Origin of the sequence: Chryseobacterium sp. C-71 (assembly GCF_020911865.1) — a bacterium.
Classification (GTDB): Bacteria; Bacteroidota; Bacteroidia; order Flavobacteriales; family Weeksellaceae; genus Chryseobacterium.
The window spans coordinates 778,349-803,069 of record NZ_CP087131.1; the positions used below are offsets into that span (position 1 = coordinate 778,349).

General features: G+C 33.1%; 24 protein-coding genes, 4 tRNA genes and 1 pseudogene. 15 read left to right on the top strand and 14 right to left on the bottom strand.

All coding sequences use genetic code 11. The features are described from left to right. Positions 1–11: 11 nt before the first annotated feature. Positions 12–2,216: a DNA helicase RecQ gene (gene recQ, locus LNP04_RS03510; protein WP_229985194.1), complete on the bottom strand. Its 2,205-nt coding sequence runs from the start codon at positions 2,214–2,216 to the stop codon at positions 12–14. Positions 2,217–2,373: 157 nt separating this feature from the next. Here recQ and LNP04_RS03515 point away from each other — a divergent pair, with 157 nt between their 5' ends. From LNP04_RS03515 to LNP04_RS03545, 7 genes are all read left to right on the top strand, one after another. After that, on the top strand, positions 2,374–3,333 hold the full coding sequence (locus LNP04_RS03515) for an SIS domain-containing protein (RefSeq protein WP_229985195.1): 960 nt from the start codon (positions 2,374–2,376) through the stop codon (positions 3,331–3,333). Between the two features lie 125 nt (positions 3,334–3,458). Continuing rightward, complete coding sequence (tatC, locus tag LNP04_RS03520; protein WP_229985196.1) at positions 3,459–4,280, top strand: twin-arginine translocase subunit TatC; 822 nt, start codon at positions 3,459–3,461, stop codon at positions 4,278–4,280. 184 nt (positions 4,281–4,464) lie between these two features. Then, on the top strand, positions 4,465–5,019 hold the full coding sequence (locus LNP04_RS03525; RefSeq protein WP_229985197.1) for a hypothetical protein: 555 nt from the start codon (positions 4,465–4,467) through the stop codon (positions 5,017–5,019). Between the two features lie 144 nt (positions 5,020–5,163). Beyond that, complete coding sequence (locus tag LNP04_RS03530; protein WP_229985198.1) at positions 5,164–6,792, top strand: M1 family metallopeptidase; 1,629 nt, start codon at positions 5,164–5,166, stop codon at positions 6,790–6,792. A 28-nt stretch (positions 6,793–6,820) separates the two neighbouring features. Next, a complete protein-coding gene (locus LNP04_RS03535) occupies positions 6,821–7,207 on the top strand; it encodes a hypothetical protein (RefSeq protein ID WP_229985199.1) in 387 nt (128 codons plus the stop codon). A gap of 44 nt (positions 7,208–7,251) precedes the next feature. After that, positions 7,252–7,446: a hypothetical protein gene (locus LNP04_RS03540; protein WP_229985200.1), complete on the top strand. Its 195-nt coding sequence runs from the start codon at positions 7,252–7,254 to the stop codon at positions 7,444–7,446. A gap of 80 nt (positions 7,447–7,526) precedes the next feature. Further along, positions 7,527–9,383, top strand: a complete 1,857-nt coding sequence (locus LNP04_RS03545) for a peptidase M61 (protein ID WP_229985201.1) — start codon at positions 7,527–7,529, stop codon at positions 9,381–9,383. A 101-nt stretch (positions 9,384–9,484) separates the two neighbouring features. On the opposite strand, the gene LNP04_RS03550 is transcribed toward LNP04_RS03545, so the two are convergent. Genes LNP04_RS03550 through LNP04_RS03570 form a run of 5 tightly spaced genes read right to left on the bottom strand, consistent with a single transcriptional unit; the run spans position 9,485 to position 15,485 of the window. Then, positions 9,485–10,378: a GLPGLI family protein gene (locus tag LNP04_RS03550; RefSeq protein WP_229985202.1), complete on the bottom strand. Its 894-nt coding sequence runs from the start codon at positions 10,376–10,378 to the stop codon at positions 9,485–9,487. 4 nt (positions 10,379–10,382) lie between these two features. After that, the gene (locus tag LNP04_RS03555; RefSeq protein WP_229985203.1) at positions 10,383–11,207 is read right to left on the bottom strand and encodes a GLPGLI family protein; all 825 of its coding nucleotides are present in this window, start codon (positions 11,205–11,207) and stop codon (positions 10,383–10,385) included. Between the two features lie 7 nt (positions 11,208–11,214). After that, entirely contained in the window at positions 11,215–13,098 is a 1,884-nt protein-coding gene (locus tag LNP04_RS03560; RefSeq protein WP_229985204.1) for a M56 family metallopeptidase, read from the bottom strand. Between the two features lie 19 nt (positions 13,099–13,117). Then, entirely contained in the window at positions 13,118–15,118 is a 2,001-nt protein-coding gene (locus tag LNP04_RS03565; RefSeq protein ID WP_229985205.1) for a M56 family metallopeptidase, read from the bottom strand. Between the two features lies 1 nt (position 15,119). Then, entirely contained in the window at positions 15,120–15,485 is a 366-nt protein-coding gene (locus LNP04_RS03570; protein ID WP_229985206.1) for a BlaI/MecI/CopY family transcriptional regulator, read from the bottom strand. Between the two features lie 321 nt (positions 15,486–15,806). Here LNP04_RS03570 and LNP04_RS03575 point away from each other — a divergent pair, with 321 nt between their 5' ends. Beyond that, complete coding sequence (locus tag LNP04_RS03575; protein ID WP_229985207.1) at positions 15,807–16,376, top strand: hypothetical protein; 570 nt, start codon at positions 15,807–15,809, stop codon at positions 16,374–16,376. 61 nt (positions 16,377–16,437) lie between these two features. Here LNP04_RS03575 and LNP04_RS03580 read toward each other — a convergent pair whose 3' ends face one another. Further along, positions 16,438–16,836, bottom strand: coding sequence for a hypothetical protein (locus LNP04_RS03580; protein ID WP_229985208.1), 399 nt, complete (start codon positions 16,834–16,836; stop codon positions 16,438–16,440). A 284-nt stretch (positions 16,837–17,120) separates the two neighbouring features. Here LNP04_RS03580 and LNP04_RS19540 point away from each other — a divergent pair, with 284 nt between their 5' ends. Continuing rightward, positions 17,121–17,204 carry a putative peptidoglycan-binding domain-containing protein gene (locus LNP04_RS19540; RefSeq protein ID WP_407928654.1) on the top strand — a complete coding sequence of 28 codons (84 nt, stop codon included), beginning with the start codon at positions 17,121–17,123 and terminating at the stop codon, positions 17,202–17,204. Positions 17,205–17,247: 43 nt separating this feature from the next. Then, positions 17,248–17,394, top strand: a pseudogene (locus tag LNP04_RS19545) (hypothetical protein); the annotation flags it as partial. 50 nt (positions 17,395–17,444) lie between these two features. Here LNP04_RS19545 and LNP04_RS03585 read toward each other — a convergent pair. Beyond that, positions 17,445–18,413, bottom strand: a complete 969-nt coding sequence (locus LNP04_RS03585) for a DUF2806 domain-containing protein (RefSeq protein WP_229985209.1) — start codon at positions 18,411–18,413, stop codon at positions 17,445–17,447. A 426-nt stretch (positions 18,414–18,839) separates the two neighbouring features. Here LNP04_RS03585 and LNP04_RS03590 point away from each other — a divergent pair, with 426 nt between their 5' ends. Then, positions 18,840–19,862, top strand: a complete 1,023-nt coding sequence (locus LNP04_RS03590) for a restriction endonuclease (RefSeq protein WP_229985210.1) — start codon at positions 18,840–18,842, stop codon at positions 19,860–19,862. A gap of 166 nt (positions 19,863–20,028) precedes the next feature. On the opposite strand, the gene LNP04_RS19465 is transcribed toward LNP04_RS03590, so the two are convergent. From LNP04_RS19465 to LNP04_RS03610, 5 genes are all read right to left on the bottom strand, one after another. Continuing rightward, the gene (locus tag LNP04_RS19465) at positions 20,029–20,160 is read right to left on the bottom strand and encodes a hypothetical protein (RefSeq protein WP_262907448.1); all 132 of its coding nucleotides are present in this window, start codon (positions 20,158–20,160) and stop codon (positions 20,029–20,031) included. A gap of 407 nt (positions 20,161–20,567) precedes the next feature. Next, positions 20,568–20,643, bottom strand: a tRNA-Met gene (locus LNP04_RS03595). A gap of 39 nt (positions 20,644–20,682) precedes the next feature. Continuing rightward, positions 20,683–20,755 (bottom strand) — tRNA-Met (locus LNP04_RS03600). 39 nt (positions 20,756–20,794) lie between these two features. Then, a tRNA-Met gene (locus LNP04_RS03605) sits at positions 20,795–20,867 on the bottom strand. A 40-nt stretch (positions 20,868–20,907) separates the two neighbouring features. Then, positions 20,908–20,980 (bottom strand) — tRNA-Met (locus LNP04_RS03610). Between the two features lie 100 nt (positions 20,981–21,080). Between LNP04_RS03610 and LNP04_RS03615 the strand changes: the two genes are divergently transcribed. Genes LNP04_RS03615 through prmC form a run of 4 tightly spaced genes read left to right on the top strand, consistent with a single transcriptional unit; the run spans position 21,081 to position 24,023 of the window. Continuing rightward, complete coding sequence (locus tag LNP04_RS03615; protein ID WP_229985211.1) at positions 21,081–21,692, top strand: L-threonylcarbamoyladenylate synthase; 612 nt, start codon at positions 21,081–21,083, stop codon at positions 21,690–21,692. A gap of 15 nt (positions 21,693–21,707) precedes the next feature. After that, positions 21,708–22,409 carry a CPBP family intramembrane glutamic endopeptidase gene (locus LNP04_RS03620; RefSeq protein ID WP_229985212.1) on the top strand — a complete coding sequence of 234 codons (702 nt, stop codon included), beginning with the start codon at positions 21,708–21,710 and terminating at the stop codon, positions 22,407–22,409. Between the two features lie 3 nt (positions 22,410–22,412). Beyond that, positions 22,413–23,171 carry a YaaA family protein gene (locus tag LNP04_RS03625; protein WP_229985213.1) on the top strand — a complete coding sequence of 253 codons (759 nt, stop codon included), beginning with the start codon at positions 22,413–22,415 and terminating at the stop codon, positions 23,169–23,171. Further along, entirely contained in the window at positions 23,172–24,023 is an 852-nt protein-coding gene (gene prmC, locus LNP04_RS03630) for a peptide chain release factor N(5)-glutamine methyltransferase (protein WP_229985214.1), read from the top strand. A 38-nt stretch (positions 24,024–24,061) separates the two neighbouring features. Here prmC and LNP04_RS03635 read toward each other — a convergent pair whose 3' ends face one another. Continuing rightward, a complete protein-coding gene (locus LNP04_RS03635; RefSeq protein ID WP_229985215.1) occupies positions 24,062–24,715 on the bottom strand; it encodes a rhomboid family intramembrane serine protease in 654 nt (217 codons plus the stop codon). Between the last annotated feature and the right edge of the window lie 6 nt (positions 24,716–24,721).

Sequence of the window (24,721 nt, forward strand, 5' to 3'; positions counted from 1 at the left end):
TATCTAAAAAATTAATTTGCAACGTCGCTAATGAATTTGATTCTCAGCATTCTCACTTCTTCGTCAGAAAGTTCATCACCAAACTCATCCAGCAAGACTTTCATGCTATCGCTTTCAGATTCTGTCATAAATTCCATGAATTCATCTACCATATCTTCATCAAAATTTTCTTCAATATAGTAATCGATATTCAATTTAGTACCCTGATAAACAATACGTTCCATTTCTTTCAACAAATCATTCATTGAGAGATTTTTTGCTCTTGCAATATCTTCAAGATCAATTTTTTTATCTGTACTTTGAATGATGAAAACTTTGTGACTTGATTTATTCGCCACATTTTTCAAGACCATATCCTGAGTACGTTCTATATTATTGTCCTCAACATATTTAGAGATGAAATCAGCGAATTCTTTACCATATTTCTTTGCTTTTCCTTCTCCGACACCGTAAACTTTTGCAATTTCTTCGAGAGTAATCGGGTATTGAACGGTCATATCTTCCAAACTCGGGTCCATAAAAACCGTGTAAGGAGGAATTCCATGTTTTTTGGCAACCTTTTTTCTGAGCTCTTTTAATAGAGCAAATAAATTCTGATCAAGACTTCCGTTCGCCTGCATTTGTACCTGATCGCTGTCTGCTTTGGTTTGTGACAAATCAAACTCACGATCTTCGGCAATCAGGAAAGATTCTTTGAATTTTCCGTTAATAACTTCATGACCTTTAGGCGAGATTTTTAAAACACCGTACGTTTCTATATCTTTCAATAAAAAATTCTGTACTGTTGCCTGTCTTAAAATTGTTTTCCAATAATTGTCTTTTTCATCTTTTCCGAAGCCGAAAAACGAAGTTTGCTCAAGTTTATAAGACTTTGTAACAGCATTTTCTTTTCCGACGATTGCAGAAATCAAATCTTTTGACTTAAATTTTTCTTTGGTTGTATCAATCAATTCCAAGACTTTTTTCAAATCATTGGTTGCATCTTTTAATTTTGGAGGGTTTGATGCGTTATCACACATATTTGCACCTTCACCTGTGACTGGGTCAAAAATTTCGCCAAAATAATACAATATATATTGTCTTCTGCTCATCGAAGTTTCAGCGTAACCTACCACTTCATTTAAAAGCTGTAATCCGATTTCTCTTTCGGATACAGGCTTTTGAGCCAAGAATTTTTCTAATTTTTCAATATCTTTTGGATCATAGAAAGCCAAGCAATGACCTTCTCCTCCATCACGACCTGCACGACCAGTTTCCTGATAATAGCTTTCCAGAGATTTCGGGAAATCATAGTGAATCACGAAACGAACATCCGGCTTATCAATTCCCATCCCAAATGCGATGGTTGCGACAATAACATCAGCCTCTTCCATCAGGAATTTATCCTGATTCGTCACTCTTACTTTTTGGTCTAAACCAGCATGATAAGGAAGCGCATTAACTCCGTTAACCTGTAAAAGCTGGGCAAATTCCTCTACTTTTCTTCGGCTCAAACAGTATACAATTCCTGATTTTCCTTTGTGTTTATTGATAAACTTTACAATTTCTTTATCAACATTTACTTTCGGGCGAACTTCATAATACAAATTAGCTCTGTTGAAACTTTCTTTAAAAACCAAAGCATCTGTCATTCCTAAAGTCTTCTGGATATCATCCTGAACTTTTGGCGTTGCCGTTGCTGTAAGTGCAATAACCGGAACATCTGCAATCTTATCGATGATTGATTTTAAGTTTCTGTATTCGGGTCTGAAATCGTGTCCCCATTCTGAAATACAGTGTGCTTCGTCAATCGCAACAAATGAGATCTTCACATCTCTGAAAAATTCCAGATAATCTTCTTTGATTAAAGATTCCGGAGCTACATATAATAGTTTGGTTTTCCCGCTTTTTATATCGTCAAAAACCTGTTTGGTCTGGGTTTTGTTAAGAGAAGAATTAAGAACATGGGCTACTCCATTTTCAGATGAAAGACCGTTGACGGCATCCACCTGATTTTTCATTAAAGCAATCAATGGTGAAACCACAATAGCAGTTCCTTCTGAAATAAGGGCGGGAAGTTGATAACACAAAGATTTACCACCTCCTGTCGGCATCAAGACAAAAATGTCTTTGCCTTGCAACAGCTCTTCAATAATAAGTTCCTGCTGACCTTTGAAAGTAGAAAATCCGAAGTATTTCTTTAACTCGCCTGATAAATTGGCTTTTTTTGCGCTCATCTAATTTTGTATTGCTAAATTTGCATCTAACCCAAAGTTATAACATTTTTACTGAAAATAAAAGTAAAGAGATTTATTAAAAATAAAACCAGCGTTAAATATTCTTAAATGATACGGTTTTACTTTAGCCTATTTAGATACAAATCATACCGGAAAAATGGATACATCAAATATTATTTCAATCGCTAAGAGCACGTTAGCAATCGAAATTGCTGAATTAGAAAAATTAAAAAACAGAATCGACGAAGAGTTTGTAAAGGCCGTGGAAATCATTCATTCTGCAAAAGGTAAATTGATTGTCGTAGGGATTGGAAAATCTGCACATGTCGGGAATAAAATTGTTGCTACATTAAATTCTACAGGTACTCCTTCGCAGTTTTTACACGCTTCAGAAGCCATTCACGGTGATTTGGGAGTTATTCAGAAGCAGGATGTTGTGTTGTGCATTTCAAATTCCGGGAATTCACCGGAAATCATTAATCTTGTCGCTTATCTTAAAGACTATTCTTCTGCATTGATAGGAATGACGGGAAACAGAAAAAGTAAACTGGCAGAATATTCTGACGTAATTCTTGATACTCATGTTGATTTGGAAGCTTGTCCGAATAAATTGGCTCCAACAAGTTCTACCACCTTACAAATGTCATTGGGAGATGCTTTGGCTATTTCTTTGATGGAATTAAATGATTTTAGAGAAAATGATTTTGCCAAATTTCATCCGGGTGGAAGTTTAGGTAAAAATCTAACGGCGAGAGTTGAACAGTTTGTTTCTTCACAAAAACCTCAGGTTACCGAAGAATCTTCAATCAGAGACGTGATTATTTCAATCAGCGCTTCGAGTCACGGAATCACTGTTGTAACCAGCGAAGAAAAAATTCTCGGAGTGATTACAGATGGAGATTTGCGAAGAATGTTGTTGAATGGAGACGATATTTCAAAAGTTTTAGCCAAAGATATCATGTCCGGAAATCCTAAGAGTATTGAAAAAGATGCTTTGGCAAAAGAAGCCATGAAAATTTTAAAAGACAACAATATCGGACAGCTGATAGTGACAGAAAACGGTCAGTATTTCGGGATTATTGACATTCATAAGCTGTTAGACGAGGGAATTAATTAGGAAAAGGTTAAGATTTAATTAAAGTGAAAATATTACAAAAGATAGATTAAAACAATGAATCTCAAATTTCCATCATCCAACTCCCCACTTTTTTTCATAAATTTGAAAACATTAAAAAAAATTCTGTGAGTGAAGGTAAAGACATGTCCTTTTTTGGACATATTGGTGAGCTGAGAGGTCATCTTATCCGTTCGATTATTGCTATTATTATTGCCGCTTTTGTAGTTGGTTTTAATATCAATTGGATTATGGATCATGTTTTTTTTGGACCAACAAGAAATGATTTTCCTACTTTTAAAGCAGTCAATCATTTTTCAAGATTGATTTTGGGTGAAGACAGCATTACTTTACCTAAAGAATTTCCGGTGCGTGTGCAGAGATTGTATCAGCAGTTTAATGTGATGATGGCCGTTTCTATTTTTGGTGGTTTGGTCATCGGCTTCCCTTATATTGTTTGGGAATTGTGGAGATTTATAAGTCCTGCTTTGCATCCTAACGAGAGAAAAAATTCCATCTTTATCATCAATTCTGTCTGGATTCTTTTCATGATGGGTGTTTTGTGTGGTTACTTTTTAATCTTGCCATTTGCGGTTAATTTCGGAGTTATTTTTAAGATCTCAGACATTATTATTCCGCTCTACGATTTGAGTGATTATACCACTTTGTTTTTACAAGTAGTTTTGGGAATGGGTGTTGTATTTCTTTTCCCTGTGCTGATTTACTTTTTAACGACGATTGGAATTCTAAACCCGGCTTTCATGAAAAAATACCGCAGACACGCGATTGTTCTGATTATGGTAGTTGCAGCAATCATTACTCCGGCAGATGTTTTGAGCATGATGATGGCGGCTTTACCGTTACTTTTCTTATATGAATTCAGTATTTTAATGTGTGCTTATACGTACAGAAAAGTGCAGAAAAGAGAAGCTAAATTACCGGTGGTTTAGAAATAAGTTGAGGCTAAGGCTGAAATTAATAATATAGTAGCGGCGGAAAAATCAAAGATTTTTCCGCCGCTTTGTTTTCATAATTGATCCAATCCAATTACTTTCAGAAACTTTTAATTTATCGTTTGCGAATATATAATTTAGAAATACTTAAATTTAAAGCTCATCATGTGATACTTTTGAAATGAATAAATATTTAAGAGGTTGTTTAATTGCTTTAGCAGTATTGATATTGATTATCGGAATGCTTGTTGGATGGTTTTGGTGGTCAATGGAAACCAGCCACGAAAGAGCGGAAGAAGACGGCATCAAATATTCGAAAGAATGTGATAGTATCACCACAATTACAGAAAAACCAACCATTATAGTGGGGCAATTTAGAAAAAATGAAATTGATCAATTAAAGTTTTATTTAATTCGAAATAATACGATTATCAAAGATACCATTCTCAAATATAAAGTCTCAGAACCCGACAATTATTTGAGTACGAACATCCCATTTGAAAACTTTAAAAAGTCAGACAGCATCATTTTAGAAACTAAAAATAACATTTATTTTACCATATCGGGTTTTCATCACTATGCTTACTTGCATTACGGAATGTTCGGTTATGTGGGAAGCCACGATTGCAGATTTGCTGACGGAAATTATATCGTCAATGGGAAAACAAGCAATGGAACCTTGTTGAAGACAGAGGGTAAAAGTGAAAAACCGTTGTCTCTTTTAAATAAAAATTAGAGACTGTAAACTTAAAACAATCTTTTTTTTAGCTAAAAATTGAAAGTATTCATTAAAAATTCTTCACTTCCTGCATTTCTTTACACTTTTTTATTCAATTGATTTTAAATTTTATATTTTTGAAGACATCAAATTTCACAACTTATGTATAAACTCTCCTACTCGATTTTATTGGCTTCAGGATTGGCTTTTGGTCAATTTTTTGAGCAAAATAAAAAGTTCACCAAACAGGATACTTTAAAAGGTTCAAATACAGAATTCAGGAATTTTTGGGATGTCAAAAAATATGAACTTTCTGTGGAGCCCGATTTTGAACAAAAAAGTATTAGAGGAAACAACAAAATCAGTTTTGAAATTCTAAAAGATGTCACCAATCCTGTTTTTCAGATTGACCTTCAAAAACCGATGAAAGCTGATAAAATCGATTGCAGTTTTCCAACGATTGACGGCTTTAAACGAGATGGAGATTTTATCTTCATTTCATCAAAGAAAAATTTCAAAAAGGGAGAAAAATTTACGATAGACATCACATACTCCGGAAATCCTACGATTGCAAAAAATGCACCTTGGGATGGCGGCTGGGTTTTCACCAAAGACGAAAAAGGGAATCCTTGGATGAGCGTTGCAGATGAAGGAATTGGTGCCTCTGTATGGCTTCCCGTAAAAGATATCTGGAATGACGAGCCTGAAAACGGAATCGTGATGAAAATTATAACTCCATCAGATTTAGTAGGAATTGGAAACGGAAGATTGACTGATAAAAAAACAGAAAACGGAAAAAATATTTTCACATGGGAAGTTAAAAATCCTATTAACGCCTACTCTATCATTCCGAATATTGGTAAATATGTCAATTTCAAAGATTCTTATGCCGGAGAAAAAGGAAAACTAGATCTCGATTATTGGGTAATTGATTATAATTTGGATCGGGCAAAAAAACAGTTTCAGCAGGTAAAACCGATGTTAAAAGCCTTTGAACACTGGTTCGGGCCTTATCCTTTTTATGAAGATTCTTACAAATTGGTAGATTCTCCTTATTTGGGAATGGAACATCAGAGCAATATTGCCTACGGAAATCAATATGTGAACGGATATTTGGGTAATGATCTTTCCGGAACAGGCGTGGGATTGAATTGGGATTATATCATCATTCACGAAAGTGGTCATGAATGGTTTGCCAATAATATCACTGCAAAAGATCAGGCAGACATGTGGATTCATGAGAGCTTTACGATGTATTCTGAAGTTTTATTTACCGAAGATTATATGGATAAAAAATCTGCAGATATTTATGCTCAGGGAATTCAGAACAATATCGCCAACGACGTTCCGATTATCGGAAAATACGGGGTACGAAATGAAGGAAGCGGTGATATGTACCCGAAAGGCGCAAGCATGATTCATACAATGCGACAAATCATGAATGATGATGTAAAATTCAGACAGATTTTGAGAGGTTTAAATAAAGATTTTTATCATCAAACGGTAACAACAGAGCAGATTGAAAAATACATCTCGGAGAAATCAGGAATTGATTTTTCTACAGTTTTTAACCAATATTTAAGAACCACAAAAGTTCCGGTTTTAGAGTATTCTCAAAATGACAAAGAGCTAAAATACCGTTTTACCAACGTAGTAAAAAATCTGAATCTTCCTGTAAGATTTGGTGAACAGACAATTTCTCCCACTGAGTCTTGGCAGAAAATTACACTTAAAAGTAGCCAGCCGGTTGAGTTTAATAAGAATTACTATTTGAGATATAAGAAGGTGTAGTGATAAATTTCAACAAGAAAAAAACAATATGAATATTGCTCAGCAAAAAGAAGTAGAATATATTGAAAGCATAGATTCTAATTTTGTAGGAAGAAAAATTCAAAAAGTTTTTTATGAAGAAATCAACTACGAAATTGATTCTGAATTTTGGGAACATTCACAAAACATTCATTCTATTGATATGAATGTAATATTTCTACTTGACAATGGTAAGTTATTGCAAATAAAATGGGATAATGAATTTCGTTGTTACGGAATTGGATTTGAAGAACTGTCTGAAATAAAAATTAGAGAAGGTTTAAAACTATTGATGTTACAGAAAATCAAAATTGGATTAATAAAATCAATAGAAAAATCTTTTCAGTTGAAGTTTATTGGGAAAAGATCGAAAGCCAGGAATATCGCTTATTTTTAACAATATACATCCCAAAAGGCAGAAAGAAAATTACTCGACTGCCAATGACGTGGAGAATCAACATTCAAGAAGAAAGTCTTTGGATTTCAGCATTTGAAATAACAGAATCTGAAAACAATTATTATACAGCAGACCATTTGACTGTATTGTTCAAAGAAGAAGATGTTGAAAAATATTCACTTATGGACGAATCTAAAATACAGAACCATATTAATGATAAATATATAAGCAAGATTTAACAAAAATTTATCTTTAATATTTTAGAATCTCTGTAACAAAACCAATTTTCTATCAACTACTTATCTATAAAATAAATCTAATGAAAAAATTAGCACTTAGCTTAGGAATTCTTGCTGCAGCTTTCAGTAATGCGCAGTCAATTAAAACCAATATTGATTTGGTGAATGTGAAAGACGATAAAGTAGCAGTAACAATGGAATTTCCGAAAATGAAATCCGGAGATGTGAAATTTCATTTCCCTAAAACCGTTCCCGGAACATATTCTGTGGATGATTACGGAAGATTCATCGAAGGAATTAAATTTTTAGATAATAAAGGAAAAGAATTGGCTTTCACCAAAGTAAATGACAATACGTATTCACTAAAAAATGCTCAGGCATTAAGCAAAATTACGTATTTGGTGAATGACAGTTTTGATGAAGAAAACGAAACAGAAAAGCATAAAGCGGTATTTTCGCCTTCAGGAACCGATATTGAAGCAGGAAAAATCTTCATGATCAATACCCACGGTTTTGTAGGATATATTGATAATATGCAGGATGTGCCTTATCAACTGGTGATTCAAAAACCTAATGATTTTTACGGAACGACCGCTCTTGTAGATCAGGATAAATCTGAGGCTACCGATACTTTTACTTTAGCAAATTACGCTAAGCTTACAGATTCTCCGTTAATGTACTCTAAGCCCGATTTTATAACGTTCAATGCTGGCGGAATGGATTTGGTTTTAGGAGTTTATTCTCCGACCGGGAAGTACAAAGCAGCAGACTTTAAAGAAAATCTGGAAAAAATGGTGGTTGCTCAGAAGAAATTTTTGGGTGATATGAATACGAATAAAAAATATGCGATTATGCTCTATCTTGCAGGAACTGAAGGCCCGCAGATCAAAGGCTTTGGAGCGCTTGAACATCACGAATCTACGAGCGTTGTTCTTCACGAGATGATGCCTAAAGAAGCCATCGATGAAGCGATTGTGGATGTAGTTTCTCACGAGTTTTTCCATACAGTGAATCCATTAAAAACGCATTCTGAAGAAATTCATTATTTCGATTATGCAGATCCGAAAATGTCTCAGCACCTTTGGATGTATGAAGGCGGAACTGAATATTTTGCCAATTTGTTTCAGATTCAGGAAGGATTGATTACCAAAGATCAATTTCTTCAGAGAATGAGCGACAAAATCAAAAATTCTAAAAGCTATAATGACACGATGCCGTTTACGGTGATGAGTAAAAATATTCTTCAGGATCAATATAAAGATCAGTACAGAAATGTGTACGAAAAAGGCACGCTTTTGACGATGTGTCTTGATATTGAACTGAGAAAACTATCCAACGGTGAAATGGGCTACCGTGATATGATCAGAAAATTATCTCAGAGATTTGGTGAAAACAAACCTTTCAAAGATGATAAGCTGATTGACGAGTTGGTAACCATCACAGGATTTCCTCAGGTAAAAGATTTTTACAATAAATACATCGCCGGAAGCCAGCCAACACCTTATGCAGAATATCTTAATATGGTTGGGGTAGAAATCAACAAGCAGGACACTCCGCCAATTTTCTGGATGATAAAAGATCCTAACCAAACTGGTTATAACGAAAAAAACAACACCTTTGTGTTTGACGAAAACTCAGCTTTGTCGCCATTCGCAAAAAGTATAGGATTTAAAATCACTGATGAGGTTTTTGCTTTGGACGGCAAAACAATTAACATTCAAAACGTACAGGAGTTTATCAATTATTCTAAAACCATCAAAGACGGACAAAATGTAACGGTAACTGTTCTTAGAAAAAACGGTGATAAAACCGACAAAATTGATCTTAAAGGAAAAGCAGTTTTAGATAAAATGACTATCGAAACGCTTCAATTTAAAGCAAATCCTACTCCTGCCGAACTGAAACTTCAAAATCAGTGGATTACCGGTAAAAAGTAAATAAAAAATGCGGTGACAATTTTCACCGCATTTATTTTTTTCAGTAACGTAGTTAAATTAACCTTCTAGACAGTTGTTAACTTTCTAATTTGAAATACTTTCTATTTATATAAATCTGGTTCGATAGAATTATTATTCTTCTTAAGGCTTTCTTTGGTTCTTTTTTCGACTTCTCTAAAAACCTGATTCGGGTCCGAAATTTCTCTTCCATCAGCTGTTTTTGATTTAAAGATAACTCGATTAGTTTCGCTGTTTTTCATCATCATTTCGCGCATATTCTTAGTGGGATCATTGAGGTAAGCTTTCCAAACTTTTTTAAACTGATTTTTGTTGGCTTCAATATCTTGTCCTGCACCAAACAACTGAATTCCCTGTGGAAGCTCCGGCTCAGCATTCTGTGTCGTTTGTACCGTTTTATTCCCGACCAAAGTCATTGAATGAGATCCTGTTTTATCTTCAATTTTTACGATTAAACCAGGAAGCCCATAAAATTTGTAAGGTCCGTCCTGAAAAGGAATATCCGTAGAAAACCATGCTATCCATTCTCTTCCACCGTAACTGGTGGTAGCCTTCTGAGCATTATATTCTCCGACTTTCTGCTTGTCTGGAAGTATTTTCCATTCTGGTTTTTGATCTTCTGCAATTTTATAATTGTCGGAAGAGACCTTCAAAAAAAGAAATGTTTTAAAATCCGGATACTGTTTGGTAACTTTATACCCAACACTTCCCTGCTTATCCGTACGGTTGATAGTGAAATTTCCCGAACCTGCCTTTAATTGTCTTTCCAAATCGGCCTTCGATGTAGAATCTGCGATAAATTTATCCTGACTATAGTAGTTAGATCCGTTTTTGTCAATATCCAAAAGCATCATTTCTTTTTTAATATCTGCTCTGTTGGTAGAATCTGGAATAAATTTGTATTCATAGTAAAAACGGTTTTGAGCAAAAATGCTGCATCCAATGATTAGAAATAATAGGGTGTGTATTTTTTTCATTTTATTAATTTTTAATGAGTTCAATTCGGTTATTATCTTTTTTCAATCTTGCCTTCAAACGTTCTTCCTGATCTTTCATGTGCTTGTTTTGTCCTTCTTTCATAATCATCGTCATGCCACCCATCTGCATTTGCTGAAGACCTTTCGTTGGATCAGTCTCGTATTCTTTTACCAATTTATTATATTGTTTTGAATTAACTAAAATTTCTTTAGCTGCAAAAATATCTTCTGGGAGCGAACTGATATTTTTCACAGCCTGCAAAGTAAAACGATGAGATTGGGTCTGATCTTCCAGCTTTACAATTAATCCGGGAAGTCCATGAAATTTGTATGGCCCATCCTGAATCGGAATATCTGTCGTAAACCATGCATACCAATGTCTTCCGCCAAAACCAGCTTCTGCTTTTTGGGTTGTCCACTCACCGATTTTCAGTTTTTCAGAAGTGATTTTCCACACAATCGGTCTTTCTTCAGAAACCTTATACTGATCCATCAAAATTCTATTGTGTAAGAAAACCTCATATTTAGGATATTTTTTGGTAACTGAATATCTCACCAAACCTTTTCGCATATCAGATTTAATGTTGATTGCACCAGTTGCTGCCAATTGTTTTTCCAAATCAATTTTTGCAATAGAATCTGAATGATAAACCGTGTAACTGTAAAATTTTGATCCTGATTCTGAAACATCCAGATTCATCAATTCATTTTTCACATCGGAAACGTTGGTAGAATCCAGGATAAATTTATATTCGTAGGTAAACCTTTTATTCTGTGCATTCACTAAGAAGGTAATCAGAAATACACTCAGAGAGATTATTAGTTTCATCTAAAATTTATTTTGTGGAAAATTCTACTTTATCAAGTTTTGAGAAACCTTTATCTCCGTAAGGAGTTCTGTACATTTTTACAGATTTGAAAGGAGCTTTTGCAGAAGCAATATCTTTTCTAAAAACGTCTTCTTCAAAACTCTTCATGTATTTTTTCAGCTCTTCTTTTGTGAATTCTTTTCCGTCAACAAAAAATCTTCCATCTATGAGAGGCATCATCATTACGGTTGCTTTTACAGGATCTTTTCTATCATCCTTTGTTATTGATTGATCTTCATTTTTAACATAAGAAACAATTGCATCATATTTGAAAATAATCATATTATCTTTTCTGGCTTCAAACTCTTTTTCTGATTTAATTTTAAGTTTTTCAGCATCAGCTCGCAGCTCTTTAATTTCGTTTTGATTTAAAGGGTTTTTATTATAATCACGTCCTTTTTTGAAATCCAAATTTTTGCTTACCTCATTTCCCCTCTTATCTTGTGCTTCCTCCACTGCTTTTCTTGCTTTTGCTGCTTCCAAAACTGATTGTCTCAGATTTTCTCTTTCTTGATCAGTAGATATCATTTTAGTCATGTACAAAAACATATCATTACCCACCTTATTCTCCTTCATCAGTTTGTTTCGCACAGCACTGGAAAGTTGATCGCTATTTTTGGCAGCACTATAAATCATTACTTTAATATCATCATTTTTAGGCGTTGAGTGGCTAAAAATATAATTGGGTGTATCTATATTTTTACCAAAAAAATCAATAAAGACATCTTTGCTCACTTTCTTACCGTCCACAAGAAATATATCGCTTTCACCTGCATCTTTCAATTGGTTTCCCCAAGAATTTTCTACACTGCTAGTAATTTTCAGGTTTGAAATAGTGTTGGTGTTTGAAACTTCAGACACCGGTGGTTTTATAGTATCTCTAATTATTTCAACTGAAACATTTTCAGTATTCGGTTGAACTTCTGTAGGATTATTTTTAAATTCTAATGATTGAACTATTTTTTCAACATCATGATTAACCTTTTCTATTTCCTTATTTTTTGCGTTCACCATATAAGCGAAAGCGACGGTAAATAAAACCGGCAACGCTGAAATTCTGCGCACATATCCGAATTTTGTCTTTGGTTTTTGAATCATTTTAAGTCTTTTTTTAAGGTTTGAACTGAGAAAAGGACTGGTCGCAGGCAACTGATTTCCAGAAAAGTGACTTGCTAAAAGCATCTGCGCAAATGCTTTGGTGTCCGATTGTTTCACGGCTTTATTGTCCGCCAGATATTCGTGAATTAAGTTAATTTCTTTTTTAATTAAATAAAAAAACGGATTGAACCAGAAAACAGCGGTAACGATTTCAATAAAAATCTTATCATACGAATGTTTCTGCTCGATGTGAACCATCTCATGCTTTAAAATCTGCTTTCCAAGATCTGAATTGAGGATAATTGTATTCTTCCAAAACAAATTTTTAAAATAAGAAAACGGAGCTTCTGAAAGATTGGTCTGGTAAAAATTGATTCCTTCAAAATTTTCTTTCTTAAATTGAGTTTTAAATCGAATAATCTTTAAAATTCCAAATACGAGTTTTGACAATAGCAGTATTGCAATTCCTATAATTCCAAAGTTGATATATTCCCAGTAATTGATTCCATCATTTGTGTTTTTAGAATCTGTAAAGCTTTGAAATTTATTGATCACGAGAAAAACCTGATTGCTGAATTCTATCGTAAAATATTCAATTTTCAGCAATGGCAAAATCAGTGAAACCACAACCAACAATAAAAGATAAAATCTGTTGTAATGATGGAATGTTTTGTCTTTCAGAAATAGAAGATAATACGCATACAATATTCCGGAGCATACAATTGCTTTTAAACAGTAGGTTACAGTTTCCATGATTTTGTTTTATGATAATTTAGTCTTTCATTTTAATATGAATTTCTCCTGCCTCATTTCCTGTTGTTTTTGTTTTATTCACAGTTATACTGGATATTTTATTAGTGTCAAGCTTTTTCATTTCTTCATTCGAACTTGCTTTACCATCAATGAAAATTTTTATATTATCCGTTGAATTACTAACAATCATATCTTTTGCAACTGTTGTGTAAACCGAACTTTTAGAAAGAATTTTACTGTTTGCAGGCATTCCTGACTCCGTGTAGCTGGAAGTAACTGAATAATTGGTTTTTGGTTTTGCATGTGCATCCACTGAAATGATCCAAGGATTTCCTACCGGTATTTGTTCTTTTACAATTTCTGCCTGCTTCTTAGAAATTTCTGCTTGTTTTCTTGCCAACTCAGCCTTTTCTTTTGATAATTTTTCAAATTTTCTCTGGTCTTTTTTAGATAAAACATAGGGCTTTACATCAGTATATTTTGCTACTCCTGTGTATCCACGAGCTACTATTGGAGGAGTTATAGGAGTTGGCGGCATAGGGACACTACTGTCTGAAAAAATCTTATTACCACTGATATAAAATTCATTTATTTTGCGGCCTGACAAATTTAGAGCCTCTTTCATAGTTCTAATTTTATCATCTGAAAGCCCAGATTTTTCTTTGAAGTCTTTTGAATACAAAAATTCATCCACATCATAACCTTGTTCGTCATTACCATTTATTCTAACTTTGTATTTGTGTCCATCCGGGGAAATCCTGATTGATTTTCTATTCTCTAAGTTTAATTTTGGATTTTGAAATCCCAATCTTTTCTGAAGCTTTTCAACACTTTCCATATCCAAATGGTAAGAAAGATCTTTATCCATAATTCTATCCATCTCACCGGAAAGCTGTTTCAATTCTTTTGCCTTCAATTCAAATTCATAGCTGTTATCACCTTTTTCTTTGGCAATTTTCTTCAGTTCCGCAGCTTTTTCTTTTGATTTTTCACTTAAAGTTTTCAGCTTTTCAGACTGTAATTTCAGCTTATCACTTGCTTTTGAAAGTTTGGCTTCCTGGCTTTCTACAATTTGATCCACATTGTTTTTAGGAGAAATGGTATCTCTTTTAATTTCAGAAACTGCTTTCTCGATTTCAATATTGGTTTCGGCAATTTCTTTGTTTTTTGCGTTCACCATGTATGCGAAAGCAACTGTAAATAACACCGGTAATGCAAAAATTCTACGCGCATAACCGAATTTGGTTTGTGGTTTTTGTAACATTTTAAGTCTTTTTTTAAGGTTTGAACTTAGAAACGGACTGGTCGCTGGCAACTCTTTTCCGGAAAAGTGGCTTGCTAATAGCATCTGCGCAAATGCTTTGGTGTCCGATTGTTTGACGGCCTTTTTATCAGCCAGATATTCGTGAATTAAGCTTATTTCTTTTTTGATAATATGAAAGAACGGATTGAACCAGAAAATAGCGGTAATGATCTCGATGAAAATCTTGTCATACGAATGTTTCTGCTCGATGTGAACCATTTCATGCTTTAAAATCTGCTTTCCAATGTCTGAATTGATGACAATCGTATTCTTCCAAAAGAGATTTTTGAAATATGAAAATGGGGCTTCTGAAAGGTTGGTTTGGTAGAAATTGACCCCTTCGAAAGTTTCTTTTTGAAACTGCTTTTTAAATTGTATAATTTTTAAAACTCCGTATATCAGTTTTCCTAAAAAATAGAAAGACACCAATCCCAAAGCTGAAAAAACAATTCTAAAATAAATGTAATCATGATCTGCTGTTTTATTTGTATTTAAATTCTGTATTTTATTAATGAGCAAATAAATGTCATTGCTTACTTCAATCGTAAAATCTTCTACTCTTATTAAAGGAAGAAATAGAGAGACAATCATCGCAAACAATAAATAAAATCTGTTGTAATGATGAAACGTCTTGTCTTTAAGAGACAACTGATAATAGAAAAATAGTACACCTGAGCAGATGATTACTTTTCCGAAATATAAAATCAGTGCTTCCATATTAGTCTTTCTTTTTGAGTTCGTTGAGTAACATTTCAAGATCTTCGACGGTCATTTCGTTTTTTTCAACCAAAAAAGAAACGGCACTTTTGTAAGAACCTTTAAAGTAATTTTTCACAAGACTTTTCATCGTCTTACCAGAATATTGCTCTTTAGAAACCAAAGAAAAATATTCGTGCTGCCTTCCATATATATTGTAGTCGACAAATTCTTTCTCTTTCAAAACCTTCAAAATGGTTGAAACCGTATTCGTATGAGGTTTAGGCTCCGGGAAAAGATCAAGCACATCCTTTAGAAAACCTTTTTCGAGTTTCCATAAATATTGCATTACCTGCTCTTCTGCTTTTGTTAAGTTTTGAATCTTCATAGCTTTCATTATCTTATTTTTACGAGAGATTTCTATATCACTAGTAAATTAGTTATACAAATGTAGAAATTAAATTCAATCGAACAACTATTTTTTTAGTGATAAAGATTTGATTTAATTAAATCCCTGATTATCAGTATTATATTTTTTATTAAAATATGTTAAATTTTTAACTGACCTTATTTTATGACTAAATATTAGCATCAATCGACTTCATAAAGTCATAAATTCATAAAACTTGTTAAAATTTATTAAATAAAATTAAAATCTACTTGCTTAAACTGAGAAAATATATTTATTTTAGTGCTTTAAAAATTTCTCATGAAAAGATATAATCTACTAACTGTTTTATTATTATTTATTTTTAGCTTAACATCGGCTCAGGTGTCATCAGTTTTCGGCTCAGTGACCGAGGCTAAATCAAAAATCGAAGCTACGGTTCCTATCGTCGTAGAACATTTAAAAAAAATCAGTGAAAAACAAGGAAATACCACTGTTTTAGATAACGGAAAAACTGCTTTGCAAAACGAGTACGATAAAGTGTCTCAGGAATTTGATCTTTATAAAGGAAATATGGCAAGCTGTATCTTAGGAAAATCTAAGCTAACTAAAAAGTGCATGAACTATCACACACAATATTTCAGAAATACTTTAGGAATCTACGAAAACTACATCAATTACGTTACTAAAAAGAACGGATACTTAGGAGTGCAAGATGACAGCGTAAAGCTAGACTTCAAACCAACAGAAATCGCTTCAAAAATTGACAAAGATTTCTCAGGAGCTGTAGGCGCTGTGAAAAAGATGAAAGGAAACAACAAATCGACTTACTTCGACCAGCTTAAATCTGACGACTATAAACTTCAGAATTTCAGTACTCTGGTTAACTAAATAATGAATCCCGCTTCTACGAAGCGGGATTTTTTTTCGAGTATATTTTTTTATATGTAAACTAACTTACGATGTATTCTGATATTAAAGGTTGATTTTTAACGTCATCCCAGGTCAATTTCCAATCTTCTTTCACATCCATATCAATTTTCTGGTCTTTCATTTCTGCTACATATCTTACGTCAAAAGCAATATCAAACTGGTTGTTGGCATTTTCTGTAATCTTAATATCAGAAACATAGTGCGTTGTATTGGCTACAAGATGGTTTTTAGATTCTGTGAACCAATTGCTAAATCCTTCATGCCCGGTAAACAAATCATTCCCTGGGAACTTCATTTTTACATCTTCAGACAAATATTGAAGGAAGAAGCTGTTTTCATCTAATCGGTCAAAATGTTCAAACCATTTTTTCATAAATGCTTCAATCTTTTCGACTTTCGTTTGCTGTAAATTTTCCATAAATCTTTTATTTGAATTATTCTTTTTGAACTATTTAAAATTTGAGTTTCAAAACAAGTTTAACAATTTCAAGTTATTTTAATTCGTATTTGAGTTAAATACAATCTAAAACTTTACCATTAAAGTTATTAAAATTTTGACAAATCCCTACTTAAACAACTAATTTATGATTTTTTTATGAAAATTACTTCATAATTATTAACATAAAAAAGGAGAACTACTTTCGTAATTCTCCTATTGGTAGCGGGAACCGGACTAGAACTTCCGGAGTTTGGGGCATTAAAATTCTTCAAAGAATTCTTGGTGTTGCCGATGATGGTGTAGTAGGTCCTAAAACTATTGAGGCTTTAAAACCAAAGTCAATTTGATGCTTTAGTATCACATACATATAATACCGGAGGATCTTCTACATTATTTGATTTGATCAATAAAAAATCATCGAAAGACGTTATTAAGGATTGGTTTGAAAACAGGTACATTACTGCTCAAGGTGTAAAACTGCGAGGTTTAGTTAGACGTGGAAGGCAGAATCTGATTTATATTTTAGTTTTTAGATAAAAATTAGGATATAAAAGAATAAAAAAATTCCGTTAATATAACGGAATTTTTTATTCTTTCTTTTCTGTAAGTTTAATATTTTTACTTTTCAAGAATTCTGAAAAATTTTCTAGAACATCCAAATTTCCATTTAAATCTAATATAGGCATTATTTCTAATCCTGCTATACTTAAAAAGTATCCTGTAGGATTTATATTTTGGGGATTTTTGCCTAGTTCAATAGTTTCAAGATAGTATTCTTTTTTTCCATGAGAAATTGTAGTTGTAGTATCTGGAAATTCAGATAATCTAAGTCCTGATGTTGTACTATGAATCAAGCCATAATTCTGTAAAGTCTGTATTTCATGATATAGAATACCCAATGCTGTATAATCTTTAAAACCGTCTCCTAAAACAGGCATCATTGCAATAGGAACTTTATTTTCGAGTGGAATATAAAAAGACGCATTACAAAATTTTAAAAAAATAGAGGCAACTGCCGAATCTAATTGAGATACAACATTGATGGTTTTTAAAGAGAAAGAACCAGGATTTGAAATTTCATTTGATAATAATTTGCCATAGAAAAGTCTCATGTCATCACTACTTTTCAACTTTGCGATTTCTTCGAAACTATTTAACCAATCTTCTGAAATTTCATCGACAGTTTCGGAATCTGAAATGTGTGTATGAGCTAAATTATTAGCTGCATTACTGACTATTTGGTCTAAATTTATCTGCTGTTTAATAATCTTTGAAGCAAATCTTTCAACAGCCTTTATGCTATAGACTTCAGGCACCTCAATTTGATCACTCATATTTTCTGTAATATTTCCTATAAGTAATTTCCTTGCCTCGGTATTCGCTCTTCGTAAATCAGCCTGTCCTTCTAAATATGCAACCGGAATATCCACGGCAGCTGTGCAAAGTTTTCCAACTGAAGTCCAAAAGTTTTTCTGAATTGGAGCTGGAATACCTGTTGCAATTGTTGTCATTGCATCAACAATATTTTCTAATGAATTATTTTCGTTATTTTCCATATTGATAATAGTTTTTCACGAATATAGAAATATTTATTAAATTTACATAGCCGGTTTATTAAACCGTTTAGAATTCTTATTGGGCTTTCATTTTTTGGAAGCCTAATTTTATTTATTACTTTAAGTTCTATTTTAAAAATTATATGATTTTTACCTATGCCTTACGAGTTGGGGCTTATAAAAGATCACTAATTAATTACTATATTTACTCAATGGCAATTTCTAAAGATCAAATAGATAAATTAAAGTCCTTCGGATTTAAAGCTCGAAGTACAAAAAGATTTTCATATTTGAATACTTACAATCAATTCGTTACAGTGAATGTCCTTGATAATAGCTTCCAATTGGAAATTGACGGTAGAAGGATATATGGAACGAATTTGTCATACGAAAACTTAATTAAAATAGTAACCATTTTATATCCAAATGAAAGCAGGCAAAGAGTATGAACTTTTAATAGAGCAAATGTATCGAAGTTTAGAACCAAATGCAGAAATCACCCATGATGATCACATTTATGATGAGCGTGCAAAAATTTCTAGACAAATAGATGTTTCAATTAAATATCAGTTTGCGGGAACTGATCACTTGATAATTGTTCAGGCAAAAGACTATAAAATTAAAGCTGACATAAAAGTGGTCGATCAGTTTCAGCAGGTAATTGAAGATGTAAATGCTAACAAAGGTATACTAATTTGTTCTAAGGGATTTAGTTCAGCAGCTCTTAATAAAGCAAAGAGTTATGGTATTGAATGCTTGACAGTATATTCTGCTTTAGATAAAAGGTGGGAGACAATTTTAAAAATACCTGTTAGAAAGGTTGTTCATGAGTTTTCACTTAATTTTGAAATGTCTTTAGATGTAGCTCACAGAGCAGGTAAAGAAACTAAAATGTTTATCGACACATTTTCTTATGATGGTTTAAATGTCATAAGTCTGGTAGACATTATACAAGATAATATTATTGACAAGATGGGTTGGGAGTACATTAAACAATCAAAAAATCTTAAGATTGATCTAAAAAAATTAGGATTATTTCATTCTTTAAATGATGAAATGGTGCATCTTAATAAGGGGTATTTAGAAATTTTTTATAGAAAAAGTTCCATAAAAAATTTCTATGTAAAACCTACTAATTATATATATGCCTCAGACCATATTAAAAGTACTAACAAATTACATGATTTAACTATAGCTCATGAAACACTTGAAGAGATTATTACTAGTGACCAAGAAAATGATAAAGATTTGAGAGAGAATCCTATAATTTCTGTTAACGTCTTTCGTTATATGGCTGACGATTTATGTTTTACTTCTTCTTCTTTTTCACTAAATTTTAACGGTCGAATCACAGGGGATTTTATACTGAAAGGAAATAAGTTTATTAAAAACGATGAAAGAGGGCAAGAGATTTTAAATTTAGAAGATATTTTGAGAAACAGACAATAAAGTGTTGTTTACGGATTTAAATAGTATTAGTCTTTTCTATGTGGTGAATTTATTAATTCAGCCTTTTTGCACAAGAGATGTGTAAAGTAAGATTTCTCTCCGGTTTTCGGTTCAGTATAGATTTCACTTTCCATTTTGATGTTTAGCATCCACGATTCCCATTTTTTCATCTCCAGATAAAAGGACTGAATAAGCATCTGACTTCAAAATGCTGTTTCTTTTCGTCTCCTTCGAACTCGACAATAATCGATTTGTCTGAAGTCTTGACTTCTTCCCGGATGATTGCTTTAAGTTTCATTACTAAGTATTTATGTCTGTAATTTTTGAAACAAAAAAGAGTCCAATTAAGACTCTTGCAATTATTTCGGCAACATTATCATTCTTGCATTACTTCCTTCACGAAAAACAATCAGTTTTCTATTGACCATATTTTGCAAAAATGCATTTCTTTGCGGAATAGGCATATTTAGAATATGATCGAAATCTCCAAAGAAATTCCCATTGTTTCCTCCAGTATCTTTGTGTTTCTTTTTTACAATCTAAAGGATTTTCATTTCCATTTCTTCCATAAATCTAAATTAATTACTATTCTAAAAACATTGAGTAGTCTAATTAGATTCAGAGATTTCAATAAACAAATTTCTTCAAGTACAATCTTTAATTAGTTATACAAAAAAAGGAGAACTACTTTCGTAATTCTCCTATTGGTAGCGGGAACCGGACTCGAACCGATGACCTTCGGGTTATGAGCCCGACGAGCTACCTACTGCTCCATCCCGCGGTGTATCTTTAGAGTGTTTACCGAAAACACTTAACTTAGTAGCGGGAACCGGACTCGAACCGATGACCTTCGGGTTATGAGCCCGACGAGCTACCTACTGCTCCATCCCGCGGTGTATCTTTAGAGTGCTTACCGAAAGCACTTAACTTAGTAGCGGGAACCGGACTCGAACCGATGACCTTCGGGTTATGAGCCCGACGAGCTACCTACTGCTCCATCCCGCGGTGTATTTTTAGAGTGTTTACCGAAAACACTTAAACTTAGTAGCGGGAACCGGACTCGAACCGATGACCTCCGGGTTATGAGCCCGACGAGCTACCTACTGCTCTATCCCGCGATATTGGATTGCAAATGTACGAATAAATTTTAACATTACAAGGATTTCTTTTAAATACAGCATTTTCGCTCAATAATTTAAATATTTGTATCTTTGTTATATGGCAAAAATACTAAGAATTTACCCCAACAATCCTCAGGAAAACCTTATCAATGAGGTGATTAAATCCCTGAATAATGGCGGACTGATTATTTATCCGTCTGATACTGTTTATGCATTGGGCTGTAATATTTTTGATATTAAGGCCATGGAAAAGCTCGCTCAGATTAAAAAACAGAAACTGGATAAAGCAAAATTCTCCATTATCTGTAATGATCTCAGCCACCTTTCTGATTTTACAAGACCCATCGACACTTCAGTTTTCAGATTTTTGAAGAGTCACCTTCCAGGTCCATTCACTTTTATTTTGGAAGCTAATAAAGCATTGCCTTTAGCTTATAAAAATCACAAAACAGTTGGTATCAGAGTTCCGGATCATCCGATTCCGCAATTGATAGTTGAAAAATTGGGACATCCGATTGCATCAACGTCGATAAAAGATGACGATGAAATCATTGAATATTCCACTGATCCTGAATTGATTGCTGAGAAATATGATCATTTAGTAGATATTGTTATTGATTCCGGATATGGTGATAATGTTGCTTCTACCATTGTAGATCTGACATCAGGCGAGCCGGAAATAATCAGACAAGGAAAAGGAGAAATTTAGAAGCATTCTTACAATATGAGTCTCAACGGAAAATATGCTGTAGGCATTGCACTTACTTTTGTGCTGCTTGTACTGTCAATGCTTTATTCAATTCCTTTAATTAATTTATTTTTTAATTTTAAAACATTAACCACTGAACTCTTTTTCTACAACAGACTGTCACTGTGGTTGGTTTTAATTCTTGTATTATTTTATAATTTTTTCATTGAGAATCGATCATTCTTCGTTTGGGAAGACAAAAAATATTCAGCCGGTTTTTATTTGGGTGCAGTAATTTGCCTTTATCTTATCTGTGTGATTGGTGGAACATTTTTGAATGGAATTATCAAGTTGCTCACTCATGAAAAAGTCAGTGATAAATTGCTACATCTCAGTTATATTTTTAAAAACAATTACTTTCTGATCATTTTCACCTGTCTTACAGCGGGAGTTATTGAAGAACTATTGATGCGGGCTTACATTCAGCCTAGAATTGAAAAAATATACAACAGTCCGGTTTTAGGAATTACCATTTCAGCTTTGTTATTTGGAATTCTACACAGCACTTACGGAACAATTGGTCAGGTTGTTATTACTTTTTTTATCGGAATTGTATTTGCGCTGTTTTACAAAAAATATTCAAATATTAAAATTTTGATCATCTGTCATTTTATGTTTGACTTTATCTCTTTAATGCTTATGAATCTGACTGATCTTAAAAACTTATCTTCTATTTAAACTATGAAAATCATAACCTCTCCTGCAAAATTAATGAACACAGAAAACTCAACAGATCTGTTGAGAAGTACAACCCCGAAATTCATTGAAGAAGCGGAATTCATCCATTCTTTTTTAAAACATAAATCTCCAAAATATCTTTCTGAACTGATGGAAATCTCTCCAAAACTGGCAGATGAAAACTGGGAAAGAAATCAAAAATGGAAAGCAAAACCAAACGCAAAAGAATCTGCTCCCGCAATGTTTGCCTTTACAGGAGAAGTTTACAGAGGATTAGATGCGAAAACTTTAGATAAAAAAGCAGTAGATTATCTTCAGAAAAATTACAGAATGCTTTCCGGATTGTACGGTTTGCTTAAACCTTCCGACAAGGTCATGTTGTATCGACTGGAAATGGGAAGACCATTTGAATTTGATGAATACAAAAATCTCTACAGCTTCTGGACTGAAAAAGTGACAGAACAGCTTAATTCTGAAATGAAAAAGAACGAACCTCTTCTCTTTTTATGCAGCAATGAATACGGAAAAGTGATCGACCGAAAAAAGCTCAACCACAAAATCATCGATTTTGAATTTTATGAATTGAGAGAAGGAAAGCTCAAAACCATCGTGGTTTATACAAAACATGCGAGAGGTTTGGTTGTGAGATTCTGCGCAGAAACCCAAGCAAAAACGTTGAATGACGTAAAGGCGTTCAACTATGAAGGTTACAGAATTAATGAGGAAAAATCTACGGATACTAAATTGGTTTTTACAAGATAAATGACAATTTCAGAATTAAAAAAGTACTTTAAAACGGAACTTTCAGGATTGTATACAGATTCTGAAACAGACTTTCTATATTCAGTCTTTGTTGAGAAAATTTTAGGTTTAAATCAAATTCAACAAAGGATGATGTCTGATCAGCAATTATCAGATGTAAACGAAAATCATTTTCAAAATATTCTTTCCGAATTGAAAATCGGAAAACCTTATCAGCATATTTTAGGTGAAACTGAATTTTACGGAATGACTTTTTTTGTGAATGAAAATGTATTGATTCCCCGTCCGGAAACTGAAGAATTGCTGGAAATGGCCATTCAGAAAATTCAAAATTCAGATTTTGATGTTCAGGGTTTAAAGATTTTAGACATTGGAACCGGAAGCGGGATTATTCCTTTGGTTTTGAAGAAATATTTTCCAAATGCTGAAATTTCATCAATTGATTTTTCGGAAAAAGCTTTGGAAGTTGCGAAAAGAAATGCAGAATTTCATCAGCTCGAAGTTAATTTTATTCATGCAGATTATTTGAATTTTAAATTGAATGAAAACTATGATATTATCATTTCAAATCCACCATATATCGGGATTGAGGAAGAAATAGAAATTGAAAATTCTGTAAAAGGATTTGAACCTACAATCGCTCTTTTCTCGCCAACATCAGACGCTTTAATTTTTTATAAAAAGATTGCAGAAGATTCTATAAAGCATTTAAATAAAAACGGTTTTTTGTTCTTAGAGATCAATCAAAAATTAGGTTCGGAAACTTTGGAATTATATCAAGATATTCTCTCAAATGCTGAATTGATAAAAGATTTAAGCGGAAACGACCGTTTTGTGATTGGTTTGAAATAAGATTATCAATACAAACATTCAAAAAAAATCGGTTATCTCTAACCGATTCTTTTCTTTATAAATATTTCGTAAGATAAATAGAGAAGTGGTAATGCCATAATTCCTATAAATAAAGAATTTTCTATAGCTGCTTCAGGTTGGTTGGCAATTGCATAAACCAAACCAAAAAAAGCACCACCTAAGTGAGCAGCGTGTCCTAAGTTATCCCATTGCTTTGGATTTAGCATCATGTACACAGAATATCCAAAGTAAAGCAAACCGAAGATAAATCCGGGAATTGGAATTGGAATAAAAAATAGATATAGACTCATATTGGGAGCCATAGCGATAGCCGCAAACAAAACCCCTGAAACTCCTCCACTTGCACCGATTGCAGAATACCAAGGTTGCTTCTGATAAATAAAAAGAGAAAAAATGTTTCCCAAAAGAATTGATCCTATATAAATAATAATAAATCCTACAGTGCCAAATCCTTCCAAAATTACAGGTCCAAAAAAATACAATGTCATCATATTAAATAACAGATGCATAATATCAGCATGTAGAAAACCAGCAGAAAGCAATCGTAGGTATTCTTTTTTATTTCGAATTGCTCCAACGTTAAATTTATATTTTTCAAAAATAACCTGATTATTAAAAGCGATGAAGCTTATAATCGCAGTAATTGCTATAGTTATGAATAAAATTCCCATATTTTC

Excerpts from the sequence above, each read along its gene's own strand:
- recQ (WP_229985194.1), bottom strand. The coding sequence starts at position 2,216 with ATGAGCGCAAAAAAAGCCAATTTATCAGGCGAGTTAAAGAAATACTTC.
- LNP04_RS03515 (WP_229985195.1), top strand. The coding sequence starts at position 2,374 with ATGGATACATCAAATATTATTTCAATCGCTAAGAGCACGTTAGCAATC.
- LNP04_RS03525 (WP_229985197.1), top strand. The coding sequence starts at position 4,465 with ATGAATAAATATTTAAGAGGTTGTTTAATTGCTTTAGCAGTATTGATA.
- LNP04_RS03530 (WP_229985198.1), top strand. The coding sequence starts at position 5,164 with ATGTATAAACTCTCCTACTCGATTTTATTGGCTTCAGGATTGGCTTTT.
- LNP04_RS03535 (WP_229985199.1), top strand. The coding sequence starts at position 6,821 with ATGAATATTGCTCAGCAAAAAGAAGTAGAATATATTGAAAGCATAGAT.
- LNP04_RS03540 (WP_229985200.1), top strand. The coding sequence starts at position 7,252 with ATGACGTGGAGAATCAACATTCAAGAAGAAAGTCTTTGGATTTCAGCA.
- LNP04_RS03545 (WP_229985201.1), top strand. The coding sequence starts at position 7,527 with ATGAAAAAATTAGCACTTAGCTTAGGAATTCTTGCTGCAGCTTTCAGT.
- LNP04_RS03550 (WP_229985202.1), bottom strand. The coding sequence starts at position 10,378 with ATGAAAAAAATACACACCCTATTATTTCTAATCATTGGATGCAGCATT.
- LNP04_RS03555 (WP_229985203.1), bottom strand. The coding sequence starts at position 11,207 with ATGAAACTAATAATCTCTCTGAGTGTATTTCTGATTACCTTCTTAGTG.
- LNP04_RS03560 (WP_229985204.1), bottom strand. The coding sequence starts at position 13,098 with ATGGAAACTGTAACCTACTGTTTAAAAGCAATTGTATGCTCCGGAATA.
- LNP04_RS03565 (WP_229985205.1), bottom strand. The coding sequence starts at position 15,118 with ATGGAAGCACTGATTTTATATTTCGGAAAAGTAATCATCTGCTCAGGT.
- LNP04_RS03570 (WP_229985206.1), bottom strand. The coding sequence starts at position 15,485 with ATGAAGATTCAAAACTTAACAAAAGCAGAAGAGCAGGTAATGCAATAT.
- LNP04_RS03575 (WP_229985207.1), top strand. The coding sequence starts at position 15,807 with ATGAAAAGATATAATCTACTAACTGTTTTATTATTATTTATTTTTAGC.
- LNP04_RS03580 (WP_229985208.1), bottom strand. The coding sequence starts at position 16,836 with ATGGAAAATTTACAGCAAACGAAAGTCGAAAAGATTGAAGCATTTATG.
- LNP04_RS03585 (WP_229985209.1), bottom strand. The coding sequence starts at position 18,413 with ATGGAAAATAACGAAAATAATTCATTAGAAAATATTGTTGATGCAATG.
- LNP04_RS03590 (WP_229985210.1), top strand. The coding sequence starts at position 18,840 with ATGAAAGCAGGCAAAGAGTATGAACTTTTAATAGAGCAAATGTATCGA.
- LNP04_RS19465 (WP_262907448.1), bottom strand. The coding sequence starts at position 20,160 with ATGAAACTTAAAGCAATCATCCGGGAAGAAGTCAAGACTTCAGACAAA.
- LNP04_RS03615 (WP_229985211.1), top strand. The coding sequence starts at position 21,081 with ATGGCAAAAATACTAAGAATTTACCCCAACAATCCTCAGGAAAACCTT.
- LNP04_RS03620 (WP_229985212.1), top strand. The coding sequence starts at position 21,708 with ATGAGTCTCAACGGAAAATATGCTGTAGGCATTGCACTTACTTTTGTG.
- LNP04_RS03625 (WP_229985213.1), top strand. The coding sequence starts at position 22,413 with ATGAAAATCATAACCTCTCCTGCAAAATTAATGAACACAGAAAACTCA.
- prmC (WP_229985214.1), top strand. The coding sequence starts at position 23,172 with ATGACAATTTCAGAATTAAAAAAGTACTTTAAAACGGAACTTTCAGGA.
- LNP04_RS03635 (WP_229985215.1), bottom strand. The coding sequence starts at position 24,715 with ATGGGAATTTTATTCATAACTATAGCAATTACTGCGATTATAAGCTTC.